Origin of the sequence: Pantoea sp. ME81 (genome assembly GCF_903970985.1) — a bacterium.
Lineage (GTDB): Bacteria > Pseudomonadota > Gammaproteobacteria > Enterobacterales > Enterobacteriaceae > Pantoea > Pantoea communis.
The window spans coordinates 1-26,190 of sequence record NZ_CAJCKS010000067.1 but is presented as its reverse complement, the minus strand read 5'-3'; the positions used below and the strand labels follow the sequence as shown (position 1 = coordinate 26,190).

General features: G+C 54.3%; 20 protein-coding genes and 2 tRNA genes. 16 read left to right on the top strand and 6 right to left on the bottom strand.

Translation table 11 applies throughout. The annotated features are described in order from the left end of the window. Positions 1-50 precede the first annotated feature (50 nt). Both H7A81_RS13910 and fes read right to left on the bottom strand, forming a co-directional pair. Positions 51-3,965, bottom strand: a complete 3,915-nt coding sequence (locus H7A81_RS13910) for an enterobactin synthase subunit F (protein WP_182057793.1) — start codon at positions 3,963-3,965, stop codon at positions 51-53. Between the two features lie 32 nt (positions 3,966-3,997). Beyond that, entirely contained in the window at positions 3,998-5,209 is a 1,212-nt protein-coding gene (gene fes, locus H7A81_RS13905; protein ID WP_182057792.1) for an enterochelin esterase, read from the bottom strand. A 260-nt stretch (positions 5,210-5,469) separates the two neighbouring features. Here fes and H7A81_RS13900 point away from each other — a divergent pair, with 260 nt between their 5' ends. Beyond that, positions 5,470-7,743, top strand: coding sequence for a TonB-dependent siderophore receptor (locus H7A81_RS13900; RefSeq protein ID WP_182057791.1), 2,274 nt, complete (start codon positions 5,470-5,472; stop codon positions 7,741-7,743). Here the strand turns inward: H7A81_RS13900 and pmrB are convergent. Genes pmrB through dacB form a run of 3 tightly spaced genes read right to left on the bottom strand, consistent with a single transcriptional unit; the run spans position 7,740 to position 10,890 of the window. Further along, the gene (gene pmrB, locus H7A81_RS13895; RefSeq protein ID WP_182057790.1) at positions 7,740-8,798 is read right to left on the bottom strand and encodes a two-component system sensor histidine kinase PmrB; all 1,059 of its coding nucleotides are present in this window, start codon (positions 8,796-8,798) and stop codon (positions 7,740-7,742) included. The genes H7A81_RS13900 and pmrB overlap by 4 nt on opposite strands. Beyond that, complete coding sequence (gene pmrA, locus H7A81_RS13890; RefSeq protein WP_182057789.1) at positions 8,795-9,457, bottom strand: two-component system response regulator PmrA; 663 nt, start codon at positions 9,455-9,457, stop codon at positions 8,795-8,797. The genes pmrB and pmrA overlap by 4 nt, the downstream gene beginning before the upstream one ends. Further along, positions 9,457-10,890 (bottom strand): serine-type D-Ala-D-Ala carboxypeptidase, encoded by a 1,434-nt coding sequence (dacB, locus tag H7A81_RS13885; RefSeq protein ID WP_058959462.1) that lies wholly within the window; start codon positions 10,888-10,890, stop codon positions 9,457-9,459. Before dacB ends, pmrA begins: the two co-directional genes overlap by 1 nt. Positions 10,891-11,136: 246 nt before the next feature. Between dacB and greA the strand changes: the two genes are divergently transcribed. Beyond that, the gene (greA, locus tag H7A81_RS13880) at positions 11,137-11,613 is read left to right on the top strand and encodes a transcription elongation factor GreA (RefSeq protein ID WP_034826545.1); all 477 of its coding nucleotides are present in this window, start codon (positions 11,137-11,139) and stop codon (positions 11,611-11,613) included. 128 nt (positions 11,614-11,741) lie between these two features. Here the strand turns inward: greA and yhbY are convergent, their stop codons facing one another. Beyond that, on the bottom strand, positions 11,742-12,035 hold the full coding sequence (gene yhbY, locus H7A81_RS13875; RefSeq protein ID WP_034826542.1) for a ribosome assembly RNA-binding protein YhbY: 294 nt from the start codon (positions 12,033-12,035) through the stop codon (positions 11,742-11,744). A 126-nt stretch (positions 12,036-12,161) separates the two neighbouring features. Between yhbY and rlmE the strand changes: the two genes are divergently transcribed. The 14 genes from rlmE to pnp all read left to right on the top strand — a co-directional run. Then, positions 12,162-12,791, top strand: coding sequence for a 23S rRNA (uridine(2552)-2'-O)-methyltransferase RlmE (rlmE, locus tag H7A81_RS13870; protein ID WP_034826540.1), 630 nt, complete (start codon positions 12,162-12,164; stop codon positions 12,789-12,791). Between the two features lie 173 nt (positions 12,792-12,964). Continuing rightward, a complete protein-coding gene (gene ftsH / locus H7A81_RS13865; RefSeq protein WP_034826538.1) occupies positions 12,965-14,896 on the top strand; it encodes an ATP-dependent zinc metalloprotease FtsH in 1,932 nt (643 codons plus the stop codon). A gap of 85 nt (positions 14,897-14,981) precedes the next feature. After that, a complete protein-coding gene (gene folP / locus H7A81_RS13860; RefSeq protein ID WP_097118206.1) occupies positions 14,982-15,815 on the top strand; it encodes a dihydropteroate synthase in 834 nt (277 codons plus the stop codon). 3 nt (positions 15,816-15,818) lie between these two features. Then, positions 15,819-17,153, top strand: a complete 1,335-nt coding sequence (glmM, locus tag H7A81_RS13855) for a phosphoglucosamine mutase (protein WP_034826534.1) — start codon at positions 15,819-15,821, stop codon at positions 17,151-17,153. Positions 17,154-17,370: 217 nt separating this feature from the next. Next, complete coding sequence (gene secG, locus H7A81_RS13850; RefSeq protein WP_034826531.1) at positions 17,371-17,706, top strand: preprotein translocase subunit SecG; 336 nt, start codon at positions 17,371-17,373, stop codon at positions 17,704-17,706. Between the two features lie 46 nt (positions 17,707-17,752). After that, positions 17,753-17,839: transfer RNA gene (locus H7A81_RS13845), tRNA-Leu, on the top strand. A 59-nt stretch (positions 17,840-17,898) separates the two neighbouring features. After that, positions 17,899-17,975, top strand: a tRNA-Met gene (locus tag H7A81_RS13840). Between the two features lie 212 nt (positions 17,976-18,187). After that, positions 18,188-18,640, top strand: a complete 453-nt coding sequence (gene rimP / locus H7A81_RS13835) for a ribosome maturation factor RimP (protein WP_034826528.1) — start codon at positions 18,188-18,190, stop codon at positions 18,638-18,640. A 24-nt stretch (positions 18,641-18,664) separates the two neighbouring features. Continuing rightward, positions 18,665-20,152 (top strand): transcription termination factor NusA, encoded by a 1,488-nt coding sequence (gene nusA / locus H7A81_RS13830; RefSeq protein WP_034826526.1) that lies wholly within the window; start codon positions 18,665-18,667, stop codon positions 20,150-20,152. 17 nt (positions 20,153-20,169) lie between these two features. Then, on the top strand, positions 20,170-22,860 hold the full coding sequence (infB, locus tag H7A81_RS13825; protein ID WP_034826524.1) for a translation initiation factor IF-2: 2,691 nt from the start codon (positions 20,170-20,172) through the stop codon (positions 22,858-22,860). A gap of 66 nt (positions 22,861-22,926) precedes the next feature. After that, positions 22,927-23,334: a 30S ribosome-binding factor RbfA gene (gene rbfA, locus H7A81_RS13820; protein WP_034826517.1), complete on the top strand. Its 408-nt coding sequence runs from the start codon at positions 22,927-22,929 to the stop codon at positions 23,332-23,334. Beyond that, positions 23,334-24,278 (top strand): tRNA pseudouridine(55) synthase TruB, encoded by a 945-nt coding sequence (truB, locus tag H7A81_RS13815; RefSeq protein ID WP_058959446.1) that lies wholly within the window; start codon positions 23,334-23,336, stop codon positions 24,276-24,278. Before rbfA ends, truB begins: the two co-directional genes overlap by 1 nt. Positions 24,279-24,413: 135 nt before the next feature. Beyond that, on the top strand, positions 24,414-24,683 hold the full coding sequence (gene rpsO / locus H7A81_RS13810; RefSeq protein WP_034826514.1) for a 30S ribosomal protein S15: 270 nt from the start codon (positions 24,414-24,416) through the stop codon (positions 24,681-24,683). Positions 24,684-24,994: 311 nt separating this feature from the next. Continuing rightward, positions 24,995-26,190 (top strand): polyribonucleotide nucleotidyltransferase (pnp, locus tag H7A81_RS13805; RefSeq protein WP_182057788.1); only part of this gene is annotated, 1,196 nt, incomplete at its 3' end.

The window sequence follows — 26,190 nt, the reverse complement described above, 5'->3', positions numbered from 1 at the left end:
AGATCAGTTATCGCCGGGAGGCCCCTCGACCTCCCGGAAATCGGCTGACGTTAGCCTAATATCCGCTGCAACAGCGGGCCAATCTGCTCAAACATCTGCGGAGAAATAATCTCCACGTGTGCACAATCCATCGGCCAAACCTCTAACTCACCGACATACGGTGCCCAGGCGCGACGCGCATCCTGATCGGGCTGCTGCGTCTGCTCCGCGAGGAACAGTGTGGCGTGACCGTTGAAACGCGCACTGCGCGCGGTGGCCAGCAGACGCACCGAACTGGCGTAGTTGGCTTCGATGGTATCGAACATCGCGCGCATCTCTTCGCCCGCCTGATGGCGCTGGGCAGCGATAAACTGTTCGCGCTCGCGATTCACCTCTTCCAGCACCGCCGGATCCAGCACATTCTCGCCACGCTTTTCATCCCAGTTCTGCGTTTCCGGCGGCCAGGTATCGAGCAGGCCGAGGAAGGCTACCTCTTCACCTGCCGCTTCCAGTCGTGCCGCAATACCTTGCGCCAGCGTGCCGCCCAGCGAATAACCGAGGAAAAAGTACGGACCGTGCGGCTGCACGTTACGTAAGGTTTGCAGATGCGCATCACACACTTCATCGAGATGCGCGCTTTGGTTCAGCGGGCTCTGGGTATCCGGCGACTGAATCCCCACCAGCGACCAGCGCTGATCGAGATAGCGCTGCAGAATACTGAACTGCCAGGCAAAACCCGACGCCGGATGGAAGCAGAACAGTGTCGGACCGTTGCCCTGACGCAGCGGCAGAACGGCTTCAAAACCTGCCTGCTGATGCGATTGAGTATCGCTCAGCAACCGGGCGAGTTTTTCCACCGTTGAAGCCACCATAATCTGCCCCACCGAAACCGGCTGTTGCAGTTCGCGGCGCAGCTGGGCAGCTAAGCGCATTGCCAGCAGTGAGTGTCCACCGAGGGCGAAGAAATCATCCTGGGCGCTGATGGTGTCACGCGCCAGCAACTGGCAGAAAGCCTGCGCCAATTTGGTTTCCAGACCGGGATGCGGTTCACGGCCCACGCTGTCAGCTGCATTTTTTGGCAGCGGTAAAGCTTTGCGATCCAATTTACCATTGCTGCTCAGCGGGAAGGCATCCAGTTGCACAATCGCCACCGGCACCATATGTGCAGGCAGGCGCTGCGCCAGCGCATCACGCAGCGCGTCGCCATCGACAACGTGCTCTGCGACGACGTAACCCACCAGCTGACGCGCGTCACCGCCTTGTGCAGCGGCACCGCAGAGTACCACCGCGTGCGTGACTGCCTGCTCAATACCGGGCTGTGCGCTCATCACATGATCGATTTCGTTAAGTTCGATACGCTGGCCACGGATCTTCAGCTGATCGTCGCTGCGTCCGAGGTATTCCACCGCGCCGTTATCCAGCCAGCGCGCCACGTCCCCGGTCAGATACATGCGCTCGCCAGCGGCAAAAGGATCGGCGATAAAGCGGCTGGCGGTCAGATCCGGGCGGCCAAGATAGCCGTGTGCCAGCTGTACGCCGGTTAAGTAAAGATCGCCCGCCACACCAGGCGGCACCGGCTGCATACGCGCATCAAGAATGCGAAGTCCGGTATTCCACACCGGGAAACCAATCGGCACGCTGGCCCCTTCAACGGCTGCCAAAGCTTCGCCAAACGCCGGATACCAGCTGACATCCACTGCCGCTTCGGTCGGGCCGTACAGGTTGTGCAGTGGTACCTGCGTCAGTTTTTCCCATTCACGCGACAGATCGGTCGGCAGTGCTTCACCGCTACAGAAGACGTTACGCAAGCTGCCACAGCAGGCAATCGCTGGCGCACTGTCCAGCGCCGCGACAAAGGCGGCCAGCATCGAAGGGACGAAGTGCGTGGTAGTCACTTTGTAACGCGCAAACAACTGCTGAAGAGCTTCAGGATCGCGGTGCGCTTCCGGCGGTGCCATCACCAGTTGCGCGCCTACCAGCAGCGGCCAGAAGAATTCCCATACGGATACATCGAAACTGCTTGGGGTTTTCTGCAATACCACGTCGTCGGCTTGCAGCGGATAGCGATCCTGCATCCACAATAGGCGGTTGACGATCGCTTCATGACCGACCAATACGCCTTTCGGACGCCCGGTAGATCCTGAGGTGTAGATGATGTAAGCGCCATCCTGTGGTGTCGGCTCGCTGGCGGGTGGTGGCGCGTCTGGCGCGGTATAGAGCGCATCAAAGTGCAGCTGCTTAACAGAATCGATAGCGCTAAAGCGGGCGCTCAATTCCACTGAGGTGATCAGCGTTTTGGGGGCGGCATCTTCCAGCATTAGCTGCAAACGTTCGTCGGGGTAGCCGGTATCGAGCGGCAGATAGGCCGCGCCGAGCGACACAATCGCCTGCAGTGCCAGTGAGAGCTGCACTGAACGTGGCAATGCCACTGCGACGATATCGCCGCGCTGGACGCCCGCTGCACTAAGATCCGCTGCCAGAGCATACAACTGATGCTGCATCTCACGGTAGCTTAACTGGTGCGTCGCATCAGCCAGCGCTGGGGCATCAGGCGTACGCGCGGCCTGTTGCGCCAACAGTGAGGCCAGCGTTTCTGCCGGAACAGGGTGCGCGGTCTGGTTGATACCGGCAATTTGTACGTGCTCTTCTGCGGTTAGCAGATCCAGTTCACCCAACGCGCGCTGCGGTTGCTCCGCCAGCTGATCCAGCAGCAAAGCAAAACGGCTGGCGTGGCGAATCAGCGTCGATTCGCTATAGCGCTCCGCATTCGCCAGCAACTCCAGCGTCAGTTCACCCTGTTCGCTGATGTAGATAGCGATTTCCAGATCGCGCACCGGGCCTGATGCCAGCTGATGGGTTATGCCTTCAACGCCAGCAAAATCGAGTTGATAGTCAAACATCTTCAGGTTGATCACCGGACCGTACAGCGGGTCACCATCGCCCAAACGTCCGAGATCGCGCTGCACCTGTTCCGCGTCATAACGCTGGTGGCGGCGCATTCTCTTCACTTCACCTGCCAGCTGGGCAGCCAGCGCACTCAGCGGCTGGGTGGGATCGTAATGCACGGCCATCGGCAGCACGTTGATCACCGGACCGGTGGCACACAGCGCGGCGGATCCGATGCGGCGCATAAAGATGAATCCAGCGGCGAAATCATTTTGTCCGCTGAGTCGCGCCAGCCACAGCGCCACCAGCGCAAAGGCCAGGTCAGCAGCGCTGGATTGTGGATGCTGATTCACCAGGGTCTGGAAGGTGCTGCGGTCAAGCGTCACGCTGTGGCGCAGCAGATCGGTGGTCGCGCTTTGTCCAGCCAGTGGCAGCGGTGACAGCGAAGCCGGTGAGGGCAGCACTGCGCCTTTCTCGCGCCAGAAATCACCATCGCGCGTGAATGAAGAGGATTCCTGATAACGCTGGTACTCTTCGACGACTTCGCTAAATGGGATGAACGGGGTTGGCTCGGCCTCTTGCTGCTGCACGGCGGCAGTGTAAAGGTTAGCAATACGGCGAGTGATGGCGGTAAAGCTGAAACCATCCACCACTAAATGGTGATAACGCTGATACCAGAACCAGTGCTGATCGCCAATGCGATACAGCGTGTGATGCCATAAAGGTGCACCGCTCAGTACGCGTAAATCACCGTTCATGTCTTCACGCATTAACGCGCGGGCTTTGGTGGCCGCATCGGGTTCAGCGCGCAAATCAATGATGTTTGGCGCACTGAACGTCTGCGGTTGCAGCCACTGCAGTGCTTCGCCCTCGACTTCGGCAAACGCCATATTCAGCGTATCGGCTTCCTGCATGCCAGCCATGATGGCCTGCGCCAGCAGGTCGCTGTTAATCGCGCCGCGTAATTCGACAAAGTGTGCCACCGCATAAGCATTGTGGTGCTGGGTCAGCTGGTCGGCAATCCAGATGCCGGGCTGGGCTGCCACTAAGGGCAAGGTGTGTTGGTCGGTCATGGTTTTGTTCATCAGAGATTCAGACATCTGTGCTCCGGTTTGCGTCCTGCGTGATGAAGTTAAGTCGGATTGCGCCACAGGGCTTGCAGACCGTCGAGCAGACCACCGCGCCAGCATAGCGCGTCATGGCCGCCCTCCACCGGCAGGTAATTCACCTGATAGCCGGCAGCGGTAAGTTTTTGTTCTAATTGTTGATTGGCTTGCAGAATCAGGCCTTCACGTTTACCCGCCTCCAGCCAGAAACGCAGCGGCTGTTTCGGAGCCAGTCCGCTATCCAGCGCCTGCAACAGCCAGCCGTATGGGTTGCCACGTTCGGGCCACCAGAATGATCCAGAGAGGCTCAGCGCATTGCCAAACGTCTCCGGGAAATGCAGCGCGGCAAACACCGATGACAGCCCGCCGAAACTTTGTCCAGCCACCAGCGTGCTGTCTGCCTGTTGGCGATAGGGTGCCCATTGCGCCACCTGCGGCAGTAACTCCTGCTGCACGGCTTGCCAGAACTGCGGATTACAGGGCAGTTCACGACTACGGTGTTCACGATCGATGATGTCAATAAACAGATAAACGGCAGGTGGGAGTTTCCCTGCGTCAGTAAGTTGCTGCAATGGCCCGGCAATCGGCATTTGATTCGCCCAGAACTGCCCATCCAGCAGAATGGCCAGTGGACGTTGCGCGTTATCGGATTCGCCGGTGGCATAAATCCACACTTTGCGACTGTTACTTAGTAACGCGCTATCCCACTGATATTGTTGCAAAGAAACAGCCGATGCGCTGCCATCATCCACGGCTTGCCAGATTTGCTGGTCAGGGGCCTGCGGGAGATGCAGCGGCGAAACGCCCATGCCACGCCCACCGGCCCAGCCGCGCAGTGTATTCAGGGGATCGGCCTTCGCCGTGGGGAATTTGTCACGCCACCAGTTTCGCAAGGCATACATGTCCGCTTCACCGCTAAAGTCGGTTGCCTGCTCATCGGGCATCAGGCAGTAGCTGCCGCGCCAGTTTGATGGCAGCGCAGTTTGCCAGTACCACACATCGGTACCCGTTACGCGCACCAATGACTGAGGTGGACGTTTCTGGTGGTGATCGGTCACGCCAGTGATGTTGATCCATACACGCTGAGTCGCTGACGTTTTTTCGCTGCCTTGGGGATCGCGCCAGAAGAAGGTCACCAGGCAGGTGCCATCCTGCTGAGGGTCAATTCGCGGAATACCCTGAGTTTGTTGCTCCTGCCACCAGGCTTCGCTACCGGTTACATCATTTCGCCAGGTCATAGGGGCTGCCAGTCACTGTGTAGGGAAAGATTTACATAAGATTAATAATTAATACTATTGATAACTATTTGCATTTGCAATAGGGTGTTTCCGCTCAAAAGAGCACGCTCGTTCCGCCTGACTCTTTCCTTCCTGGAAGGTTACGCAACGGATGGCACTGCCAGGTCTGGAACTGGGCGCGATAAGGACAGGGATATTCTCACCGGCTCGCCAGTTAAGAATCCAACGGCATTTTACTGGCCATCCAGGAATGAAAAACAATGACGCGTTACTCACGATTATCATTAGCTATTTTGATTGAACTGGGGCTGAGCGCCTCACTGCTCTCCGGCAGCGCCTGGGCAGCAGACACTTCCAGCAAGACGACCAGCAGCCAATCCACTACCGACGCCGAATCGATGAACGGCGGCACGTTGATGGTGACCGCCCAGCAGCAAAACCTGCAGGCACCCGGCGTTTCCACCATCACTGCAGATGAAATTAAAAAGCATCCGCCTGCACGTGATGTCTCTGAAATTATTCGCACCATGCCGGGCGTTAACCTGACCGGTAACTCCACCAGTGGCCAGCGCGGTAACAATCGCCAGATCGATATTCGCGGCATGGGCCCGGAAAACACCCTGATTATGGTGGATGGTATGCCAATCACCAGCCGCAACTCCGTACGCCTGGGCTGGCGTGGTGAGCGTGATACGCGCGGTGATACCAACTGGGTGCCGCCAGAAATGATCGAACGCATTGATGTGATTCGTGGCCCGGCCGCGGTGCGTTACGGTAACGGCGCAGCAGGCGGTGTGGTTAACATTATCACCAAGAAATATACCGATCAGCAGTGGCACGGTTCGTGGAATACCTACTTCAATGCGCCGGAACACAAATCGGAAGGCGCGACCAAACGCACTAACTTTAGCCTCGAAGGGCCGCTGGGTGATGACTTCAACTTCCGCTTGTACGGTGGCTTAGCGAAAACCCAGGCCGATGCTTATGACATCAACGAAGGCCATGCGGCAGCGCGTACCGGTACGTATGCGGGCAGTTATCCTTCGGGTCGTGAAGGCTCGGTCAATAAAGATATCAATGCGTTACTGAGCTGGGCGTTTGCTCCGATGCAAACCCTGGAGTTGCAAGCGGGTTACAGCCGTCAAGGCAACCTTTACGCAGGCGATACGCAGAACACCAACACCAGTGCGCTGGTGAAAAGCCTCTATGGCGATGAAACTAACCGCCTGTATCGCCAGAATATTTCGTTGAAATGGACCGGTGCCTGGGATAACGGTGTCAGCACCAATACCTATGCGCGCTATGAGAAAACCCGTAACACCCGTATCAATGAAGGTCTGGCGGGCGGTACGGAAGGTATCTTCTCTAACGATGGTTTCAACACCATTCAGTTAGACGATATTTTGCTGCATAGCGAAGTGAGCATTCCGTTTGAGTGGCTGATTAATCAGACGGCAACGCTGGGCGCCGAATGGAACCAGCAGAGCATGAAGGATCCCTCTTCAACCACTCAGGCGGCTAACTACGGTTCTGTACCTGGCGTGTCGAATACCGGTCGTAGCCCGTATTCGCAGGCGGAAATCTTCTCGCTGTTCGCTGAAGACAACATGGAACTGACCGACAGCACCATGCTGACGCCGAGTCTGCGTTTCGATCATCACTCGATTGTGGGTAACAACTGGAGCCCGTCTCTGAACCTGTCGCAAGGTTTGGGTGATGACTTCACACTGAAGATGGGGGCGGGCCTGGCTTATAAAGCGCCAAGCCTGTACCAGACTAACCCGAACTACCTGCTGTACAGCAACGGTCAGGGCTGTGCTGCCAGCACCGGTGCCTGTTATCTGCAAGGTAACCCAGACCTGAAAGCCGAAAACAGTTTCAACAAAGAGATTGGACTGGAGTGGAAACACGAAGGCTATCAGGCGGGTCTGACCTGGTTCCGTAACGATTACCGCAACAAGATTGAAGCGGGTTACGCAGCCGTCGGTAAAGCCTCAAACGGCACCACGGATATCTACAAGTGGGAAAACGTACCGAAAGCGGTGGTGGAAGGGCTGGAAGGTACGGTGAATGTGCCGTTCTCGGATAGCGTGAGCTGGAACAACAACTTCACCTACATGCTGCAGAGTAAGAACAAGGAAACCGGCGATCGTCTGTCGATCATCCCGGAATACACTCTGAACTCGACGCTGAGCTGGCAGGCAACGCAGGATCTGTCGCTGCAAACCACCCTGACCTGGTACGGCACGCAGACACCGAAAAAGTATGACTATAAAGGTCAACCGGTGACGGGTAGCGCGGCCGATAAAGTGAGTCCTTACTCCATCATTGGCCTGAGCGGGACTTACGATGTGAATAAGTACGCCAGCGTCACCCTGGGTATCGACAACCTGTTTGATAAACGTCACTTCCGCGAAGGTAATGCGCAAACCACCGGTAACGCCACAACAGGTGCCTACCTGTACGGTGCGGGTGCCAATACTTATAACGAATCAGGCCGTACTTACTACATGAGCCTCAACACTCACTTCTAAAGCAGTTGATGCGGTAAATAGCAGCGAGCAATCAGCCCGCTGCTATCTTTACGGTTGACCAGCTCCAGCCTGCCACGGTGCATCTGTACAATGCGCAGCACAATGTTCAGACCTAATCCGCTGCCACCGTAGCGCTGATCGCGACGGCGGAAGGCTTGCGTCAGTTCTTCTGCCGCATCGGCCTCAATGCCCGGCCCCTGATCCCACACCTCGATAATCACCTGCTGCTTGTCCTGCTGCATTTTCACCTTCACTTCACTGCCTTCCGGGCTGTAGCGTGAGGCGTTTTCCAGCAGATTACGCAGCATCAGGCGCAGCAACACGGCTTCACCCTGTTGCGGAATATCTTTGCCGTTCGGCCACTGCAGTGTTTGCTGTCGCTGTGCATAAAGTTCGGCCATTTCTGGCTGCAGCGGCTGCATGATGTCTTTTTGCCACTGCAGCTGTTGATAGTGGCCACCCGCCAGCGCCTGGCCGGCACGCGACAGCATCAGTAGTTGCTCCACGGTGTGCATCAACTGGTCGATACGTTCAATCAGCATCTCACTCTGCGGCACGTTCTGCTGGTGCAGAAGTTCAAGATGCAGACGTAAACCGGCCAAAGGGGTACGCAATTCATGCGCGGCATCGGCGGTGAAGAGGCGTTCCTGTTGTAGCGTGTGGTCGAGCCGCGAAAATAGCTGATTAATGGAGGTGGTCACGGCTACGATTTCATCCATTTCTGAATAAACCGGCAGCGGGGTGAGATTATCGGCGGAGCGATGGGCGAGGCTATCCTGCAGGGATCGTAATGGACGAATGATCCAGTTAATCGCCCAGAATGACAGCAGCAGCGTCAGAGCGATCATCACCAGTGAAGGCAACAGCAGTGAAGCGATGGCTTCACGGATCTCATTCTCGACGCGGTCGTTACGCGCCTGAGCAGACAGCGTTTCGTTGACCAGGAAACTGATCTGTTCGCGACTCTCATGCCATAACCAGATGGCGCTCATCACCTGGCAGGTGAGGAGAATCAGCGCCAGCATAATCAGTAACCGCTGACGCATGCTGTTCATTCGCGCACTTCCAGGCGGTAGCCGACGCCACGCACGGTTTTGATACGATCTTTTCCGAGCTTACGGCGCAGATTGTGGATATGAACTTCTAAGGTGTTAGATCCGGGATCGTCATTCCAGCTATAGAGATCCTGCTGCAGCGTTTCGCGATGGACGTTCTGACCGACACGCATTAACAGGCGCGTCAGCAGTGCGAACTCTTTTGGGGTAATTTCCAGTGGACGCTCTTCCAGCAAAACCTGCTGCGAACTGAGATTGAGGGTGAGATCACCTTGTTGCAGCAAATTATCGCTGTGGCCCTGAAAACGACGAATCAGTGCACGCACGCGTGCCTGCAGTTCTACCAGCGCGAAGGGTTTGACCAGATAATCGTCGGCACCGGCATCCAGGCCATCCACGCGATCCTCCAGTGCATCACGCGCCGTCAGGATCAACACCGGTACGTTGATGCCATCGCGCCGCCACTGACGCAGCAACGTGGCACCATCGCGATCCGGTAAACCCAGATCCAGAACGATCAGGCTGTACTGCCCACTGCGTAAGAAAGCATTACTCTCTGCAGCAGTACTCGCGCAGTCAACAGCATATCCTTGTGCGCTAAGGGCCTGAGCCAGGCCCGATTGCAACAGCGAGTCATCTTCAACGATCAGCAATTTCATCAGTTGTTTTTGTTGATATCCGAGTAGAGGCGGCTTTCAAAGCGTACCAGAGGAATGCGCCGCGTTTTCTGATCTTCAGGCGGCACCGCATAACCAGAAAGATACTGCACAAAGGCGACACGTGCACCGCTGGAAGTGGTAATAAATCCAGCCAGATTATAAACGCCCTGCAGCGAACCGGTTTTTGCTGACACTTTGCCATCTAATCCGGCTTCATGCAGGCCACCACGATATTGCAACGTGCCATCGTATCCTGCCAGCGGCAGCATAGAGATGTAATTTAACGTTGAGTCATTTTTCGCGATGTATTGCAGTACCTGCATCATGGTATCTGGCGCAATCAAATCGTGACGCGACAAGCCTGAACCATCGACCTGAATGCTGTTGCCGAGATCGACGCCCGCTTTTTCACGCAGTATGCGGCGTACCGCATCAGAACCGGCGCGGAACGTGCCGGGTACGTTGAAATAGTGATGGCCGATGGTGCGGAACACCGTATCCGCAATCATGTTGTCCGATTTCTTCAGCATGGTGTGCAGCAGATTGTGCAGCGGCGCGGATTGCGTCGACGCGAGCACGGTTCCCGGTGAGGTAACCTGCGTCTGACGCACTAAATGGCCGCTGTAATCGATATCCGCGGCACGCAGTTCGGCCTTGAGGATTTCGCCCGCCCAGGCGGCACCATCTTGCACCGCAAACGCCAGCGGCAAGGGTTCGGCGCGTTGGCGCATGCAGCCGGTCAGCGTGTAGCGGTTCAGTTCGCCTGGCACCACATCCAGTTCGCAATATTGCCCATCACCACTGTTGCGGCCAATGGTACGCACCTGACTGAACATATGTGCCGGATAATAGGACGCAATGCGCACAAAGGCGTTTTCGCCCGGCGTGGTGGCGCTATAGAGCGAGACTGAGAAGCAGTTTTTGTCGACAATGGCCGCCCCAGGCGGGGCGCTGAAGCACTGCGTCAGGTCATTCCACGGCCAGCCGGGTGCCATATCGTGGCTGGCGAACACGGACGTGTCGATCACCAGATTGCCTTTGATATGCGTAATGCCCTGCTTTTTCAGGGCCGCCACCATGTTGCGCAGATCCTGACGGCTCAGCGTCGGATCGCCACCAAAGCGCGCCACTAAGTCGCCATTGAGCGTGCCATCGCTGACTGCACCCTTGGTTTCCATCGTGGTTTGAAAACGGAAGTCCGGACCGAGTTCCAGCAGGGCCGCCAGCGCGGTAATCACCTTCATGGTACTGGCCGGCAATGCCATCTGTTTGCCGTGATAGTCGATTATCGGGGTTGATGCGCCCACTTTTTGTACCATCAGCGCCAGGTTTGCGCCGTCTGGCAAATACTGCATGTATTCTTCAACGGGGGCTGCTTGTGCCTGCAGCATAAACGCACAGGTTAATCCGGTAACAAGTCGTGAAAATCGCATAATCTCGCGGTAACTGACGGGTGAAGGCGTCAATACTACGTCCCGAGGCGGTGCAAAGTAAACGATGACCCACAGGGAACTCTGGGGTAAAATACGTATCAAAATGCAAAACCGAACCTGACCCGGAAAGCTTTCCGGGTCAGGCTTCTTTTGCTTGTGAAAAGAGGTAACGCGCCGCAGAAGCTGTTTTCTGCTGTCACCGGTCAGGATGACGCCGTTAACCAGGATAGATGACGAGGAGCCAAAATGAATCAGATTCCGATGACGTTGAAAGGCGCTGAGAGCCTGCGTGAAGAGCTGAACGAACTGAAAACCGTGAAGCGTCCGCGCATCATCGCCTCTATTGCCGAAGCCCGTGAGCATGGCGATCTAAAAGAAAATGCCGAATACCACGCTGCCCGTGAAGAACAGGGTTTTTGCGAAGGCCGTATTCAGGAGATTGAAGCCAAACTCTCCAACGCTCAGGTGATTGATATCACGACGATGCCGAAAACCGGCCGCGTGATTTTTGGTGCTACCGTGACCATTTTGAATGTGGATACGGACGAAGAATTCACTTACCGCATCGTGGGTGATGATGAAGCTGACTTCAAACAAAACCTGATTTCAGTGAACTCGCCGATGGCGCGTGGTTTGATTGGAAAAGAAGCAGACGACGTTGCGATTGTGAAGACACCGGGCGGCGATGTGGAATATGAAGTGTTAAAGGTGGAATACCTTTAAGATATTGCTACGCTTTGAAATGTGTAGCCGCATATTGTAAAGAAAGGAAAAAGGCCGCATAGCGGCCTTTTATCCCATGCAGGAGCATGGCACTTTCTCTGCCCGTCATGGCAGCCTTAACGGCTTCATTAACGTGGCAGAGTAATTTTGCGCTCTTTTGCAGGGCGATACAGCACCAGCGTGTTGCCGATGACCTGTACGTTACAAGCTTTTGTTTCACGTACGATAGCGTCAACGATCAGCTGCTTGGTTTCACGATCTTCAGAGGCAATTTTCACCTTGATCAATTCGTGATGCTCGAGCGCCAGTTCGATTTCGGCGAGCACGCCTTCGGTCAAGCCATTACCGCCCAGCATAACAACGGGCTTCAGTGGATGGGCAAGGCCTTTCAGGTGCTGTTTTTGTTTGGTACTCAGATTCATCGTATTTTTTACTTACTCAGGGATTGAAAACGGTTCATTCTACCGCCATCTCGGGTATATCGCCAAATCAACGCGACTCATTGCGTACTGATTTATCGCTACGATGAAGATTTAATTGGAAAAATTATGACGGGTAAAAAGCGTTCGGCCAGTTCCAGTCGCTGGCTACAGGAACACTTTAGCGATAAATATGTGTTGCAGGCACAGAAAAAGGGGTTGCGTTCGCGCGCCTGGTTTAAACTGGACGAAATTCAGCAGGGTGACAAGCTTTTCAAACCCGGCATGACAGTGGTAGATCTGGGTGCTGCGCCCGGCGGTTGGTCGCAATATGCGGTACAACAGATTGGATCGAACGGTCGTATTATTGCCTGTGACTTGCTTCCCATGGACCCGATCGTCGGTGTCGATTTTTTACAGGGCGACTTTCGTGAAGAGGCAGTGCTGAACGCATTGCTGGAGCGAGTAGGTGATCAAAAGGTGCAAGTTGTTATGTCTGACATGGCGCCGAACATGAGTGGTACACCTGCGGTTGATATTCCACGATCGATGTATTTGGTAGAGTTGGCGCTGGAAATGTGTCGGGATATCCTGGCGCCTGGCGGCAGTTTTGTAGTGAAAGTGTTTCAGGGAGATGGCTTCGAGGAATACCTGCGGGAAATTCGCTCCCTATTTACGAAAGTGAAAATTCGTAAGCCAGACGCTTCTCGTTTACGTTCGCGTGAAGTGTACATTGTGGCGACAGGGCGCAAACTATAGCTCTCGGTACCGGATTCAAAGCAAGGCGAACTGCGTTTACTCTGATGTGTAATTCTGAGTTTCAGTGAAAAGCAGTAAAATCATCAGCGCCGCGATTCCAGGTCTGAAGGATATATAGTACCCTACGCTGTCTGTTAACACCGTTGTAATATGAGGTTAATCCCTTGAGTGACATGGCGAAAAACCTGATTCTCTGGTTAGTCATCGCGGTCGTGCTGATGTCTGTCTTCCAGAGCTTTGGGCCCAGCGAGTCGAATGGCCGTAGGGTTGATTATTCAACCTTCCTGTCGGAAGTGAACCAGGATCAGGTCCGCGAGGCACGTATTAACGGGCGTGAGATTAACGTTGTCAAAAAAGACAGTAATAAATATACGACTTACATTCCTGTCAACGATCCAAAGTTGCTTGATAACCTCTTGACCAAAAACGTCAAAGTGATTGGCGAACCACCAGAAGAGCCAAGCCTGCTGGCTTCCATCTTCATCTCCTGGTTCCCAATGCTGCTGTTGATTGGCGTTTGGATCTTCTTTATGCGTCAGATGCAGGGCGGCGGTGGCAAAGGCGCGATGTCCTTTGGCAAGAGTAAAGCCCGCATGTTGACCGAAGACCAGATCAAGACCACGTTTGCTGATGTCGCAGGTTGCGATGAAGCAAAAGAAGAAGTGGGTGAACTGGTTGAATATCTGCGCGAGCCAAGCCGCTTCCAGAAACTGGGTGGTAAGATCCCGAAAGGCGTCCTGATGGTCGGCCCTCCGGGTACCGGTAAAACCTTGCTGGCTAAAGCGATTGCTGGCGAAGCAAAAGTACCGTTCTTCACTATCTCCGGTTCTGACTTTGTTGAAATGTTCGTGGGTGTCGGTGCATCTCGTGTGCGTGACATGTTCGAGCAGGCGAAGAAAGCCGCGCCGTGCATCATCTTTATCGATGAAATCGATGCTGTAGGCCGTCAACGTGGCGCCGGTTTAGGCGGTGGTCATGATGAACGTGAGCAGACGCTGAACCAGATGCTGGTTGAGATGGATGGCTTCGAAGGTAATGAAGGCATCATCGTTATCGCCGCCACTAACCGTCCAGACGTACTTGACCCCGCGCTGCTGCGCCCAGGTCGTTTTGACCGCCAGGTTGTGGTCGGTCTGCCAGATGTCCGCGGTCGTGAACAGATTCTGAAAGTGCATATGCGTCGTGTGCCGCTGGCCACTGACATCGATGCAGCGATCATCGCACGTGGTACGCCGGGCTTCTCGGGTGCTGACCTCGCTAACCTTGTTAACGAAGCGGCACTGTTTGCTGCACGTGGCAACAAGCGTGTGGTCTCGATGGTTGAGTTCGAGAAAGCGAAAGACAAAATCATGATGGGTGCAGAACGTCGCTCCATGGTGATGACGGAAGCGCAGAAAGAATCCACCGCTTACCACGAAGCGGGCCATGCGATTATTGGTCGTCTGGTACCGGAACACGATCCGGTGCATAAAGTGACAATTATCCCGCGTGGACGTGCGCTGGGTGTGACCTTCTTCTTGCCAGAAGGTGACGCGATTAGCGCCAGCCGCCAGAAACTTGAAAGCCAGATCTCAACGCTGTACGGCGGTCGTCTGGCGGAAGAGATCATCTACGGCGCAGAACACGTTTCTACCGGTGCATCTAACGACATTAAAGTCGCCACTAACCTGGCGCGCAACATGGTGACGCAGTGGGGCTTCAACGAGAAGTTAGGTCCGTTGCTGTATGCTGAAGAAGAAGGCGAAGTGTTCCTCGGCCGCTCTGTGGCTAAGGCGAAACACATGTCAGATGAAACAGCACGCATCATCGACCAGGAAGTTAAACACCTGATCGACAGCAACTACCAGCGTGCTCGTGTTCTGCTGGGTGAGAATATGGACATCCTTCACGCGATGAAAGACGCGCTGATGAAGTATGAAACCATTGATGCGCCACAGATTGATGACTTGATGGCTCGCCGTGAAGTTCGCCCACCAGCAGGTTGGGATGATTCAGGCAGCAGCAGTTCATCGGACAACAATGGGACGCCAAAGGCGCCACGTCCGGTTGATGAACCGCGTACGCCAAATCCTGGCAACACCATGTCAGAACAGCTCGACAAATAAGAGGCCACAAACCTCAGCAAAAACCCCGGCCGGTCCGGGGTTTTTTACATTCAGTGATACCGTGATTCCCAAGGAGATTCCCGCCATGAAGTTGTTCGCCCGTGATTCCCATCTCGATCTGTCGTTTCCCCATGTGATGGGTATTTTGAATGTCACGCCGGACTCCTTCTCTGATGGCGGAACACACAACACATTGGTGGATGCGCTGACCCATACCAATGAGATGGTGAATGCGGGCGCAACCATCATCGATGTCGGCGGGGAATCTACGCGGCCAGGTGCCGATGAAGTCAGCGTAGATGAAGAGTTAGCGCGCGTGATTCCGGTGGTGGAAGCCATCGCCCAGCGTTTTGAAGTATGGATTTCGGTTGATACTTCAAAGCCAGAGGTGATCCGTGAATCGGCGCGAGTGGGTGCTCACATCATTAATGATATTCGTTCACTGTCAGAACCGGGTGCATTGGCAGCAGCAGCGGAGACCGGTCTGCCGGTATGCCTGATGCACATGCAGGGCGAACCGCGCACTATGCAGCAAGCACCTGAATATCAGAATATCGTGGGTGAAGTGGACGCTTACTTCCAGGCACAGATTGCACGTTGCGAAGCGGCAGGCATTAAAAAAGAGAATCTGTTGCTCGACCCTGGCTTCGGTTTCGGTAAGAATCTCAACCACAATTATCAACTGCTGGCTGAACTCAGCCATTTCCACCATTTTGGCTTACCGCTATTGGTCGGAATGTCGCGCAAATCGATGATTGGCCAGCTGTTAAATGTCGGTCCGACGCAGCGTTTGACCGGCAGCCTGAGCTGTGCGGTGATTGCCGCTATGCAGGGCGCACAAATTATTCGCGTGCATGATGTGAAAGAGACTGTCGAAGCGATGCGTATTGTTGAAGCGACACGGAGAGCAAAAGGATAAAGCATGAGTAATCGTAAATATTTCGGTACAGATGGTATTCGTGGCAAGGTCGGTGAAGCACCGATTACCCCTGATTTTGTCCTAAAGCTGGGTTTTGCTGCGGGTAAGGTTCTGGCGCGCTCTGGATCACGTAAGGTATTAATTGGTAAAGATACGCGTATTTCTGGCTACATGCTGGAATCGGCACTGGAAGCCGGCCTGGCTGCTGCTGGTTTGTCGGCGGCCTTTACCGGGCCTATGCCAACCCCCGCGATTGCCTATCTGACGCGTACCTTCCGTGCAGAAGCCGGTATCGTGATCTCTGCATCGCATAACCCCTTCGACGATAACGGCATCAAGTTCTTCTCTGCGGAAGGCACTAAATTGCCGGATGAAGTGGAAGAGGCCATCGAGCTTGAGTTAGAGAAGCCACTGACCTGCGTTGAGTCCGCTGAGTTGGGGCGCGCCAGCCGTATCGTTGATGCTGCTGGTCGTTATATCGAGTTCTGTAAAGGCACATTCCCGAGCGAGTTAAGTCTTAACGGTCTGAAAATCGTAGTGGATTGCGCCAACGGTGCGACCTATCACATTGCGCCTAATGTGCTGCGTGAATTAGGTGCCAAAGTGATTGCGATTGGCGTGCAGCCCGATGGCATGAACATCAACAAAGAGTGCGGCGCAACCGATCTCCGCATGCTGCAGCAGCGCGTGCTGGAAGAGAAGGCCGATTTGGGCCTTGCTTACGATGGCGATGGTGATCGCATCATGATGGTGGATCATCTGGGCATGAAGGTCGATGGTGACCAGATTCTCTACATCATTGCACGTGAAGCCTTGCGTCAGGGACAACTGCGCGGCGGCGTGGTGGGTACGTTGATGAGTAATATGGGGCTGGAACTGGCGTTGAAACAGTTGGGCATTCCCTTCACGCGTGCCAAAGTGGGTGACCGCTACGTGCTGGAAAAAATGCAGGAGAAGGGCTGGCGCATGGGGGCTGAAAACTCCGGGCATGTCATTCTGTTGGATAAAATCAGCACTGGCGACGGTATCGTGGCAAGTTTGCAAGTACTCACTGCTATTGTGCGTAATCACATGAGTCTGCATGATTTGTGCAGTGGCATGAAAATGCTGCCGCAGATTCTGGTGAATGTACGCTTCAGCGGCAGTCATGATCCTCTTGAATCCGAGAGCGTGAAGGCTGTCAGCGCTGAAGTGGAGAAAACGCTAGCAGGGCGCGGTCGTGTACTGTTGCGTAAATCGGGCACTGAGCCGCTGATTCGCGTGATGGTCGAGGGTGAAGATGAAGCCTTAGTCACCGAGCTGGCGCATAAAATTGCTGATGCGGTGAAAGCGGTCTAAGCGTGTTAACAGGCGGCGAGATTTCGACTTTCCGCCTGTTAAATCACCATCCTGGCGCTTTTTTCCGCAATCAATAAAGTTCGTGAAAATTGCGCTTGCAGAGGTATGTCCCATTGGTTAGTATTCACACCCGCTTCTGATGGGTGATGACGATACTCCCCGTCAATATTGGTGAAGCTTTAACTGTGCGGATAACGCGCAAGGAAACAGGTTGATTATGTACGAAGCTCTGTTAGTTGTTTTCCTTATTGTTGCGATTGGCCTCGTGGGTCTGATCATGCTTCAGCAAGGCAAAGGCGCTGATATGGGAGCCTCATTCGGTGCAGGCGCCTCTGGTACACTGTTCGGTTCAAACGGGTCTGGTAATTTCATGACACGTATGACTGCAGTACTGGCGACCCTGTTCTTCATCATCAGCTTGATTCTGGGCAATCTGAACACGAACAAGTCTTCTAAAGGAAGCGAGTGGGAAAACCTCACTGCGCCAGCTCAGTCTGAACAGCAGACTCAGCCAGCTAAACCGGCAACCCCGGGCAATGATATCCCGCAGTAACATCGTCAATGCTTTAGCGGCAACATAACGTCGCAGTCAGTGCAGTACCGAGGTGGTGAAATTGGTAGACACGCTACCTTGAGGTGGTAGTGCTCGAAAGGGCTTACGGGTTCAAGTCCCGTCCTCGGTACCAAATCTCAGTAAAACTTGCTTTTTAAGCAAGGTCGGCGTATTATTCGCCACGTTTTCGGACGCGGGGTGGAGCAGCCTGGTAGCTCGTCGGGCTCATAACCCGAAGGTCGTCGGTTCAAATCCGGCCCCCGCAACCACTTTCCCTTAGAGTTCTTTTTCAAATATACTGTATGCATCGACGGACGCATCCTCAGTGTTTTTTTGAAAAAAATTCTTTTGGATTGTGTGCCGATGCCGCTCTGCGGCGTACAGGGTCCAGTGATAAAAAGCCCCGAATTTTCGGGGTTTTTTGTTATCAGGAATCGCAATACTGGGCTATAGGCCCTTTTTTTATGTCTTGGGGGTGGGCTTGTCCACATTAGAGCAAAAATTGACTGATTTGATCACCGCTCCAGTAGAAGCGCTTGGCTACGAATTGGTCGGTATCGAATTCGTTCGCGGTCGCACATCGACTTTGCGCATCTATATTGATAGTGAGAATGGTATCAATGTTGATGATTGTGCCGATGTTAGCCACCAGGTCAGCGCGGTAATGGATGTGGAAGATCCCATTACGGTGGCTTACAACCTTGAAGTCTCCTCGCCAGGTCTCGAGCGTCCTCTTTTCACTGCTGAACACTATGCACGTTTCGCCGGTGATGAGGTGAGCTTGACACTGCGTATGGCCGTACAGAACCGCCGTAAATGGCAGGGGATCATCAAATCCGTGGAAGGTGAGATGATCACGGTAACCGTTGAGGGTAACGATGAGGTGTTCGCGCTGAGTAATATTCAGAAAGCGAACCTGGTCCCCCACTTTTAAAAGTCCGGATTGAGGCTAACCAGGATGAACAAAGAGATCTTAGCTGTAGTAGAAGCCGTTTCTAACGAAAAAGCCCTGCCACGTGAGAAAATCTTCGAGGCGCTTGAGAGCGCTTTGGCCACTGCGACTAAAAAGAAGTATGAGCAAGAGATCGAAGTGCGCGTCAGCATTGACCGTCGCAGCGGTGATTTCGATACTTTCCGTCGCTGGCAGATTGTGGAAGAAGTAACACAGCCGACTCGTGAAATTACGCTGGATGCGGCCCGCTTTGAAGACGAAGCGTTCAATCTGGGCGAATACGTTGAAGACCAGATCGAATCTGTCACCTTCGACCGTATCACCACCCAAACCGCTAAACAGGTTATCGTGCAGAAAGTCCGTGAAGCTGAGCGCGCGATGGTGGTTGATCAGTTCCGTCAACACGAAGGTGAAATCATCACCGGCGTGGTGAAGAAAGTAAACCGCGACAGCATCTCACTCGATCTGGGCAGCAATGCTGAAGCCGTGATCGGACGCGAAGATATGCTGCCACGTGAAAACTTCCGCCCAGGCGACCGTATTCGCGGCGTGTTGTACGCTGTTCGTCCGGAAGCGCGTGGTGCACAGCTGTTTGTCACCCGTTCTAAGCCAGAAATGCTGATCGAACTGTTCCGCATTGAGGTGCCAGAAATCGGTGAAGAAGTTATCGAGATCAAAGCGGCAGCGCGCGATCCAGGTTCACGCGCTAAAATCGCGGTGAAAACCAACGATAAACGTATTGATCCGGTCGGTGCTTGTGTGGGTATGCGCGGTGCGCGTGTCCAGGCTGTATCAAGCGAGCTGGGTGGCGAGCGTATTGATATCGTGCTGTGGGACGATAACCCGGCACAATTCGTCATTAACGCCATGGCGCCAGCCGATGTGGCGTCAATTGTGGTGGATGAAGACAATCACACCATGGATATCGCTGTTGAAGCCGGCAATCTGGCTCAGGCGATCGGCCGTAACGGCCAAAACGTGCGTCTGGCTTCCCAACTGAGTGGTTGGGAACTGAACGTGATGACCGTCGATGATCTGCAGGCTAAGCATCAGGCTGAAGCCCACGCAGCGATCGATATGTTCACCAAACATCTCGACATCGACGAAGAGTTCGCCACCGTACTGGTGGAAGAGGGCTTCTCTTCGCTGGAAGAATTGGCTTATGTGCCAATCAACGAGTTGCTGGAAATCGACGGCCTCGACGAAGAGACCATTGAAGCCCTGCGTGAACGAGCAAAAAATGCGTTGACCACCCTGGCATTAGCGAAAGAAGAGAGCCTTGGTAATCAGGAGCCCGCTGAGGATCTTCTGAATCTTGAGGGCCTGGATCGTGCGCTGGCGTATCGCCTGGCGTCCAAAGGCGTTTGCACGCTGGAAGATCTCGCTGAGCAAGGTGTTGACGATCTGACAGATATTGAAGGGCTGGATGATGAGAAGGCCGGTGCGCTGATTATGGCTGCACGTAATATCTGCTGGTTCGGCGATGACGCGTAATAACAGGAAGGAACAGCATGACAGATGTAACCGTAAAATCGCTGGCCGCCGAAATTCAGACTCCGGTCGATCGCCTGGTACAGCAATTTGCTGACGCAGGGATCCGCAAGTCTGAAAACGATGCGGTGTCCCAGCAAGAGAAAGAAACCTTACTGTCCCATTTGAATCGTGAGCACGGTCAGACCGGTTCAAGTAAACTGACATTACAGCGCAAAACGCGCAGCACCTTGAATATTCCCGTCACCGGGGGTAAAAGTAAGTCGGTGCAAATCGAAGTCCGCAAAAAACGCACATACGTGAAAGGTGATGCTGAGTCTGAGCAAGCTCAGGCAGAAGCTGAAGCCGAGGCGCAGCGTGAAGCGGAAGAGCAGGCGCGTCGCGAGGCGGAAGAACAAGCCCGTCGCGAAGCTGAACAAAAAGCGCAACGTGAAGCCGAAGATAAAGCCAAGCGCGAAGCCGCTGAAAAGGCCAAGCGTGAAGCAGCGGAAAATGAGAAAGTGACTAATCAACCTACCGATGAAGTAACCAAGGCTGCGCAGTCTGATAAGGCGCGTCGTGAAGCCGAAGCGGCTGATCTGAAACGCAAAGCGGAAGAAGAAGCACGCCGTAAGCTGGAAGAAGACGCTCGCCGTGTGGCAGAAGAAGCCCGCCGCCTGGCTGAAGAGAAATCAGCTGAATGGGAAAAACCAGAGGAAGAAGACAAAGGCGACTACCATGTCACCACTTCCACTCATGCCCGTCAGGCTGAAGACGAAAACGACCGCGAAGTTGAAGGCGGACGTGGACGTGCGCGTACCACCAAAGCAGCGCGCCCAGCCAAAAAAGGCAACAAGCATTCTGAAGCGAAAACTGATCGCGAAGAAGCGCGTGCGCAGTTCCGTGGTGGTAAAGGTGGTAAAAACCGTAAGCCAAGCGCACTGCAGCAGGGCTTCAACAAACCCGTTCAGGCTGTTAACCGTGATGTGATCATCGGCGAAACCATTACTGTTGCCGAGCTGGCAAACAAAATGGCGGTGAAAGGCTCACTGGTTATCAAAGCGATGATGAAAATGGGCGCAATGGCGACCATTAACCAAGTCATCGACCAGGAAACAGCCCAGTTGGTTGCGGAAGAAATGGGTCACAAAGTGATCCTGCGCCGCGAGAACGAACTGGAAGAAGCGGTGATGGACGATCGTGATACCGATGCAGCGCAGGAGTCACGCGCTCCGGTGGTCACTATCATGGGTCACGTTGACCATGGTAAAACCTCGCTGCTGGACTATATCCGCTCAACCAAAGTCGCTTCAGGCGAGGCTGGCGGTATTACACAGCATATCGGTGCTTACCACGTTGAAACTGACAACGGTATGGTAACCTTCCTGGATACCCCGGGCCACGCCGCGTTTACCGCGATGCGTGCACGTGGTGCGCAGGCAACGGATATCGTTATTCTGGTGGTTGCTGCCGATGACGGCGTGATGCCACAGACTATCGAAGCCATCCAGCACGCCAAAGCGGCCAAAGTGCCGGTTGTGGTTGCGGTGAACAAGATTGATAAGCCAGAAGCAGACCCGGATCGCGTGAAGAATGAACTGACCCAGTACGGAATCATTCCGGAAGAGTGGGGCGGTGAAAACATGTTCGTTAACGTCTCTGCGAAAGCGGGTACCGGTATTGATGACCTGCTGAATGCGATTCTGCTGCAGGCTGAAGTTCTGGAACTGACCGCCATTCGTGAAGGTATGGCGAGCGGCGTGGTCATCGAATCCTTCCTCGACAAAGGTCGTGGCCCGGTTGCGACCGTGCTGGTGCGTGAAGGTACGCTGAACAAAGGCGATATCGTACTGTGCGGCTTCGAATACGGCCGTGTCCGTGCGATGCGTGACGAACTGGGTCGTGAAGTGCTGGAAGCGGGTCCATCCATTCCAGTGGAAATCCTCGGTCTGTCTGGTGTGCCAGCAGCGGGTGATGAAGCGACTGTTGTGCGTGATGAGAAGAAAGCACGTGAAGTTGCACTGTATCGTCAGGGCAAATTCCGCGAAGTGAAACTGGCGCGTCAGCAGAAGTCGAAGTTGGAGAACATGTTCGCTAACATGACCGAAGGCGAAGTGTCCGAGCTGAACATCGTGCTGAAGTCCGACGTACAGGGTTCGGTGGAAGCGATCTCCGACTCGCTGCTGAAACTCTCCACCGACGAAGTGAAGGTGAAGATTATCGGTTCGGGCGTGGGTGGTATCACCGAAACCGACGCGACCCTGGCAGCGGCTTCCAACGCCATCATCCTCGGCTTTAACGTCCGTGCTGACGCTTCTGCGCGTCGCGTGATTGACGCTGAAAACGTGGACCTGCGCTACTACTCCGTTATCTATAATCTGATTGACGAAGTAAAAGCAGCCATGAGCGGCATGCTGGCACCGGAATTCAAACAGCAGATCATTGGTCTGGCCGAAGTGCGTGACGTGTTCAAGTCACCGAAATTTGGCGCCATTGCTGGCTGTATGGTCACCGAAGGCAACATCAAACGTCACAACCCGATTCGCGTACTGCGCGACAACGTGGTGATTTACGAAGGCGAGCTGGAATCTCTGCGTCGCTTTAAAGACGATGTCAACGAAGTGCGTAACGGCATGGAGTGTGGTATCGGCGTGAAGAACTACAACGACGTTCGCGTTGGTGACATGATCGAAGTCTTTGAAGTGATTGAAATTAAACGCACCATCGATTGATCATCACTTGATGTGTTGCAATTTGGGAGGCCTCTGGCCTCCCGAATTATTTGGGAGAAAGAAAAAATGGCAAAAGAATTTGGCCGCCCACAGCGCGTATCTCAGGAACTGCAGAAAGAAATCGCAATTATCCTGCAACGTGAAATTAAAGACCCGCGCCTCGGCATGATGGTAACGGTATCCGGCGTAGAAGTGTCGCGCGACCTGGCGTATGCCAAAGTCTTCGTGACCTTTTTGAATGACCAGGATGAAGATGCGGTAAAAAATGGTCTGAAGGCGCTGAAAGAAGCCTCAGGTTATATCCGTATTCTGGTGGGGAAAGCGATGCGTCTGCGTATCGTACCTGAACTGACCTTCTTCTATGACAACTCGCTGATCGAAGGGATGCGCATGTCTAACCTGGTCAGCAACGTGATCAAAAGTGACGTTGAGCGTCGTGGCGAAAGCCCGGCGGAAGATGACAAGGAGGACTAATGAGTCGTCCTCGTCGTCGCGGTCGCGACGTCCACGGTGTGTTTTTGCTGGATAAGCATCAGGGCGCATCCTCGAACGATGTGCTGCAGAAAGTGAAGCGTCTGTTCCATGCTAACAAAGCGGGTCACACGGGTGCGCTTGATCCCCTGGCAACAGGCATGCTGCCGATCTGCCTCGGTGAAGCGACGAAGTTCTCGCAGTTCCTGCTCGATTCCGATAAACGCTATCGCGTTATTGCCCGCCTCGGCGAGCGTACGGATACCTCAGACGCTGATGGCAATATCGTCGAAACGCGCCCGGTGACCTTCAATCAAGCCCAGCTTGATGCGGCGCTGGAGAGCTTCCGTGGTGACACCTTACAAGTACCCACCATGTTCTCTGCGTTGAAGTACCAGGGCCGCAAGCTGTATGAATACGCGCGTGAAGGCATTACCGTACCGCGTGAAGCACGACCGATCACCGTGTTTGAACTGCAGTTTATTCGCTGGGAAGGGGATGAGCTGGAGCTGGAAATTCACGTTTCCAAGGGCACTTATATTCGCACCATCATCGATGACCTCGGCGAGAAGCTCGGCTGCGGCGCACATGTGATTATGTTGCGTCGTTTGCAGGTGGCAAAGTATCCGATTGATCGCATGATCACCTTTGAGCAGTTGCAGGCGATGGCGGCTGAAGCCAACGCAGCAGAAACGCCAGACTACCGTGCACTGGATGCACTGCTGCTGCCAATGGATAGCCCTGCGGAGGAGTTCCCCATCGTCAATTTGCTGCCCTCTGTCGCCGCTTATTTCAAACAGGGGATGCCGGTGCAGGTGGCGAATGCGCCTGAACAGGGATTGGTGCGTGTTACCGAAGGTGAAGAACATAAATTTATCGGCATGGCAGAAATCGCTGAGGATGGGCGCGTGGCGCCGCGTCGTCTGGTGGTCGAGTTTCCCGCCTAATCAACACATTCACGTTTGAGCTAACGGCGCATTTGCGTTGCAATCAGGCGAAGAGTAGAATAGCGCGGCTTTTAAAGCGGGCTGCTGAATTAGAGATCGGCACCCAACCATTCATTTATTATTTCGGAGTTTATTATGTCTCTAAGCGTAGAAGCTAAAGCAGAGATCGTTGCTAAATTCGGTCGTGGTGCTAACGACAGCGGTTCAACTGAAGTTCAGGTTGCTCTGCTGACTGCTCAGATTAACCACCTGCAGGGTCACTTCTCTGAGCACAAAAAAGACCACCACAGCCGTCGCGGTCTGCTGCGCATGGTATCTCAGCGTCGTAAGCTGCTGGACTACCTGAAGCGTAAAGACGTTGCACGTTACACCAGCCTGATCGAAACCCTGGGTCTGCGTCGCTAAGTCTGAAGAATCTGATCAACGATGTAGCACATGCACTATGCAGAAAAGCGCATCTGACGATCAGATTTGTGCGAGTTTCGCGAAAAGGGGGCCTTTATGGCCCCTTTTTTCGAGCAATCCGCAGCATTCCGTACCAAACTCATGTATTGTTGCTGAGAGTGATCTTTGCTTGCAGCGTTTCGCGCGGCTAATGAGAGGCTTTACCGCATGAGCGGTTGAAGATTGTCATTAGTCGCGAGGATGCAACTAAAGATCGGTAAACCCCGGCGAGCCAAAAAGCGCTCTGCCCCTCGAATTTAAGGACTTAAATTTTGCTGAACCCGATCGTACGCAAATTCCAATATGGTCAGCATACCGTCACGCTGGAAACCGGCATGATGGCACGCCAGGCCACTGCAGCAGTTATGGCGAGCATGGACGACACTGCGGTATTCGTTACCGTTGTTGGCCAGAAAAAAACTAAACCAGGTCAGGATTTCTTCCCGTTGACGGTTAACTATCAGGAGCGTACTTACGCTGCTGGTCGTATCCCGGGTAGCTTCTTCCGTCGCGAAGGCCGTCCAAGCGAAGGCGAAACTCTGATTTCTCGTCTGATTGACCGTCCAGTGCGTCCACTGTTCCCGGAAGGTTTCATCAACGAAGTGCAGGTTATTGCTACCGTTGTTTCTGTAAACCCACAGGTTAACCCAGACATCGTGGCGATGATTGGCGCGTCTGCTGCGCTGGCGCTGTCTGGCCTGCCATTCAACGGCCCAATCGGTGCGGCACGTGTCGGTTACATCAATGACCAGTACGTACTGAACCCAACCGCGGATGAGATCAAAACCTCTCGCCTGGACCTGGTCGTTGCTGGTACGCAGAACGCGGTTCTGATGGTTGAATCAGAAGCTGAAATCCTGACTGAAGATCAAATGCTGGGTGCAGTGGTGTTCGGCCACGATCAGCAGCAGGTTGTGATTGAAAACATCAACGCCTTGGTTGCTGAAGCAGGCAAACCGCGTTGGGATTGGCAGCCAGAGCCAGCAAACGATGCACTGATTGCACGTGTTGCGGCACTGGCAGAATCTGGTATCGCTGATGCTTACCGCATCACTGATAAGCAGGAGCGTTACACGCAGGTTGGCGTAGTCAAAGATGCCACCATCGCTGCGCTGCAGGCCGAAGATGAAACGCTGGATGCTGGCGAAATCGCTGACATCGTTCACGATCTCGAAAAGAGCGTCGTGCGTAGCCGCATCATCCGTGGTGAGCCACGTATCGACGGCCGTGAAAAAGATATGATCCGTGGTCTGGACGTACGCACTGGCGTACTGCCGCGTACTCACGGTTCTTCTCTGTTCACCCGTGGTGAAACTCAGGCGCTGGTAACGGCGACCTTGGGTACGGCACGTGATGCGCAGAGCCTGGATGAGCTGATGGGTGAGCGCACCGACAGCTTCCTGTTCCACTACAACTACCCTCCGTACTCAGTGGACGAAACCGGTATGGTTGGCTCCCCGAAGCGTCG